At 32.9% G+C, this 3,897-nt stretch carries 4 protein-coding genes; all 4 read right to left on the minus strand.

The genetic code is table 11. The features are described from left to right. Positions 1-31: 31 nt before the first annotated feature. The gene (locus tag P9B04_RS16165; protein WP_342056014.1) at positions 32-304 is read right to left on the minus strand and encodes a hypothetical protein; all 273 of its coding nucleotides are present in this window, start codon (positions 302-304) and stop codon (positions 32-34) included. Between the two features lie 156 nt (positions 305-460). Then, positions 461-1,351: a hypothetical protein gene (locus P9B04_RS16170; RefSeq protein ID WP_342056015.1), complete on the minus strand. Its 891-nt coding sequence runs from the start codon at positions 1,349-1,351 to the stop codon at positions 461-463. Between the two features lie 143 nt (positions 1,352-1,494). Next, positions 1,495-3,309, minus strand: a complete 1,815-nt coding sequence (locus P9B04_RS16175) for an ABC transporter ATP-binding protein (RefSeq protein ID WP_342056016.1) — start codon at positions 3,307-3,309, stop codon at positions 1,495-1,497. A 127-nt stretch (positions 3,310-3,436) separates the two neighbouring features. Then, the gene (locus P9B04_RS16180; RefSeq protein ID WP_342056017.1) at positions 3,437-3,778 is read right to left on the minus strand and encodes a hypothetical protein; all 342 of its coding nucleotides are present in this window, start codon (positions 3,776-3,778) and stop codon (positions 3,437-3,439) included. Positions 3,779-3,897: the final 119 nt, after the last annotated feature.

The following is a 3,897-nucleotide window of genomic DNA, read 5'->3' on the forward strand; positions in this document are numbered from 1 at the left end:
TCTTTGAAGTAAATTGTACCACAACCACGCTTCAACTGAAACCGTTAGAACCAGCTTTATCTTTATCTAATTCTGGCTCTAGTTCCTTATCTAGTTCAAGTTGAGTGACACTGTTCAATTTAATCCATTTCTGAAACGACGCATTCTTAGAAACAATGCGTCGCAATTTTTTTCTGGATACTGCGATCGCAATACAATCGATAATTTCTTTTCTTTTTTCTTTGTTCGAGTTTTGCTTATTTCCATTAAAATCGTTGTTTAAATCTAACATAATCAAGGAATCAGCTCTGTTAAAGTCGTACATTCTATTGCCCCCTTTGCGCCAGTCACCACGAAGTTCGATCGCATTTTTTAGACATTCTTCTGACTTTTTCCAATTAGGATTTTCTTTATCTTTATAGGCATATCCTAATTCTGCCCATAGTTTATCTTTTGGAATATTCTCGTCAGTGTCTTCTGATTAATCTTTTCGTAAAATATCAAGAATATTAACTACGTTATTAATTTGCTCTTTATCATCCTCTTTATCCCAATTGTTTTTCCTTATTTCTTGAGCTTGATCAAATATCTTTTTCTTTATACTTGAAGATGCTTCTTTAATAACTTTTCTAATATCTTCAAGACTCACTTCTTTTCTATCATTTGACTCAAGATAGAAATCGACAAATGCAATTGCTTTAGCATTATTTTCTACTTGTTGTTGTGTTTTTGTAAGGGTTTTTTCTATTTTTTTCGTTGTATCGGTTAATTTATTGTCTATTCGCTTTTCCATCTCGTTTAGGGCAGCATTATCAGCACGAGCAAATGCAGTCGTAATTAAAAGCCGAGTGGAAAGATATCCCAAAGGAAAACCACAAATTAAAAAATACAAGATAACAATTACTGCATAGATTCCAGAATTTTTATCTTGATTGCCCCCTAATGTTTCATTTAAAAAAATTGATAACTTTTCTAAGTTATATGGTATGGATGAAAGCTGTGTTAACCCGACACCAACCAATATTTTAGTTAGCCAATCTGATATCTGTTCTAGGTTTGTATTAGCACGATAAGAAACTTGAGAATTTTCGCTACTATCTGAGTCTTGAAGAGTACGAGGAATTCCAAATAAAAAACCGATAAATCCACCAATAAGTAAAGAAGTTCCTGCAATCAAAACCGACACACTAGCATATTTAACATAACCAAAAAAATTTACACCATTTTCCTCAATTCCCATGGGATATATTAACGTCATTGCCATCCCAGTAAGCAATACCACAATAGGTACAGCCAGCATTATTTTTTCTTTTCTAGATAATCCATCTTCTCTTTTTTCTTGTTTTTTTGCAGCGTCTTTAACTTGTGACATAACCGCCTCAATTTAGAGATTTTAGTTTTCTAATTCACATTTTATCATGTTAATCATAAAGATAAGAATAATTTAAGATTAAGTTAAGAGTATAGGCGAAGAAAGTTTACTATTTTAAGGAAAATGAATAATCTTTAAACTTATTAAGATAATTCTCCTGTTTCTTGTAAAGAATGTAAACGATGATAAATTCCTTGATGCTCTAAAAGTTGTTGATGATTTCCTACTTCAACAATTTTTCCATCATCTAAGACAATAATTTTATCTGCTTCTCGAACTGTGCTTAAACGGTGAGCAATAATTATGGTGGTTCTTGTGCCTAAAATAGATGACATGGCTAACTGAATTAATCTTTCTGATTCGTAGTCTAAACTAGAGGTAGCTTCATCAAAAATCAGTACATCAGGGTCAACAATTAATGCTCTAGCAATACCGATTCTTTGCCTTTGTCCTCCTGATAAACGCACTCCTCTTTCTCCCACAATTGTATAGTAACCTTGGGGAAATTGGGCGATAAATTCATCAACTCTGGCAATTTTACAAGCTTGTTCTACGGCTGCGAAACTAACAGTTCTATTGCCGTAAGTTAAGTTATCTAAGAGGGTTCCATTAAAAATTTCTACTTCTTGGTGAACCATTGCTAATCGTTGCCTATATTGGGCAATATCTAAGGTTTTAATGTCCTGACCATCCATTAAAATTTGTCCTTGAGTTGGCTGAAAGTAGCGCAATAATAGTTTAATTAAGGTAGATTTTCCTGAACCAGATTTTCCAACAATTGCTACTGTTTCATAGGGATGAATTAGTAAGTCTATGTTTTCTAAAACTGGACGGTTTTCATGGTAGGCAAAGGATAAATTTTCAAAGTGAATTTTGCCTGTAAATTTATAGGGTTGATGGTTAAGGGATTCTTCGGTTAAAACAGCCGCATCTTTTCCTGATGGAGTATGTAGAAATTCATGAAAGCGAGACATGGAACTATAACGGCGGGCAAAAATTTCAGCAAATTGGGTAATGGGATCTAATTCTGCATAAGCCATACTAGAAACAGTAATCAAGGTAATAAAATGACCTAAAGAGATATGACCTTGTACTGTAATAATTAAGCTATAAACAAGGATTAAAAACACTGAAGCTTGGATTACTGTTTTTTGCCAAGTTACTAATTTTACATACCCTTTGTGAATACGGAAAAGTACGTATTTTAATTCTCTATCTAGTCTTTTATCTTGTCGCTCTAATTCTCTTCTTTCTGTAGAAAAACTTTTTACTGTTTTGATATTGGTAATTAGTTCAGAAGTATAACTTTGAGTATTCTCACTATGTTTATCCAGAAGTTCTTCCTGCTTTATTATTTGGGTTAAATGTCTAATACTAAAGAACAATATTATCGTAAAAGAAGCAATAAAAATAAAAGATATTTTCCAGTCTATTAATAAAATTATCACAAAAATACCTAATACTCTAATTATTTTCGGTATTAATTCTCCTGCAATTTCTGGGTAAGTCCATAACTGATTTTCTACTCCTTTCGCAATACGATTGGTAATGCGTCCAGGGTTATACTCATCGTAAAAAGATAGAGGAAGAGTAAGTATTTTTCTAACTGTATTTTTCAACTGTTCTCGACGAACTTTTAAGGCAATTTCCCAGTGAAACCAATCGGTTAACCAGGGTTGAATAGGAGAACGAATCACTGTAACTACACAAATAATTCCCAATAAAACCCCTAGAGAAAATACTCGATTGTTGGGAATATTCGTGATGTTAGCTAGGGAATTAACTGAACTTTGTAATAGGTTATCGATAGGTTGATTCGATAAAACGTTGATAATTTGCCCTGTGATGTAGGGAACCATCAAATCAAGAATCTCTAATATTCCAGACAAGAGGATGGTGAGGATGGCAATTTTCCTATAATTGCTGTATGATTTTAGCAAATCTTTCCAAGAAATCATTATTATTATAGTGATTTATATTTTAAAAATTCTTATTAATTTAGTTATTCTTCGTAGGATAGCACAATCCTCAGTTAGTTTGCTAAGATAAATTGTCGATATTTTTGGTTAATTCCGCTTAAATTACCTATCTTTCTATTTGAGCCAGGCGATTTTCTAATTCTACTACTCTTTCTTTCAATTCTATCACCAGAGTAGATAAACGCTCAAATAAGGGATCACTTCTGCCAATAATTTCACCGTCTACTATTTGGGGTGAAGAGTCCAAGGGAGTAGGACTAAAGTTATTATTAGAACGTTGTCTTATATTGGTAACAACACTTTCTAACCGACTAACTCTAGCTTGAAGACGATTAATTTCTCCCCGCAAACGATTTTCAACACTAGCTGAAACTGGATTAACCTGTTTGACTAAAATGAGGACTATGAGTGTAATTATTATGGCAAAAAGTTTAGTTTTTTGGCTCATTATTCATGAATTAGGGGGTGAGGAAGTAGAATTTAGGAGAAGTTAAATTCTACATTCTTTATTTTAACTCAGATCTTGCACCTGACGAGACAAAGTTCCAAACTATGTTCATAAAACCA

It is taken from the genome of Crocosphaera sp. Alani8 (assembly GCF_038442745.1).
Taxonomy (GTDB): Bacteria; Cyanobacteriota; Cyanobacteriia; order Cyanobacteriales; family Microcystaceae; genus Crocosphaera.